The organism is Streptomyces pseudogriseolus, assembly GCA_002154585.1.
In the GTDB taxonomy this organism is placed as follows: Bacteria; Actinomycetota; Actinomycetes; order Streptomycetales; family Streptomycetaceae; genus Streptomyces; species Streptomyces pseudogriseolus.
Window position 1 is genome coordinate 1 of record MUNG01000473.1, and the last position, 643, is coordinate 643.

General features: G+C 75.4%; 1 protein-coding gene. It reads right to left on the bottom strand.

Features of this window, described 5'->3' with window-relative positions; all coding sequences use genetic code 11:
• Nucleotides 1-38: 38 nt before the first annotated feature.
• Nucleotides 39-643, bottom strand: a 605-nt coding sequence (locus CCN29_RS31280; protein ID WP_143661426.1) for an alpha/beta fold hydrolase, incomplete at its 5' end; no start/stop codon positions are given.

Consider the following 643-nt stretch of genomic DNA (forward strand, 5'->3'; position numbering starts at 1 on the left):
GGTGACGACGGCGACCTTTCCTTCGAGACTGACCCTGCTCATGCGCTCTCCTCGGCGGGTACGGCGGGCTGCTGGGCACGCACGTGGGCGGTGACGAGGTCCCGGATCCGCGTGGTGACCAGGTCGGGCGCCTCGACGGGCGTCATGTGGCCGACGCCGGGCAGTTCGGTGAGGCCGCGGCAGTCGGGCAGCGCGGCGGCGAGCGCGCGCGCGTGCACGGGCGGGGTGAGCCGGTCGGCGGTGCCGGCGACGATCTCGGTCGGCACCCGCAACTCCCGTACGCCCGCGTCGAGATCGAGGGAGGCGAGCACGTGCGACCAGGCGTGGCGCACCGTGCGGGGGCAGGCGTGCACGATGCGGGCGCAGGCCTCCACCATCTCCGGCGCCGAAGCCGGCCCCATCGTCGCGTACTTGAGGATGCGCCGGGCGGCGGGGGTGACCGGGCCCAGCGGGGCGCGGCTGCCGAGGATGTGCCCGGTGATCCAGGTCCGTACCCGGCCCGGCCGCAGGGGCAGCACCGTCGACTCGGGGACGAGCCGCGTGCTGCCGGTGCTGCACAGCAGGACGGCGGCGGCGTGTTCGCGGAAGGCGGGACGTCCGGAGGCGGCCATCACCGTCATGCCGCCCATGGAGTGCCCGGCGA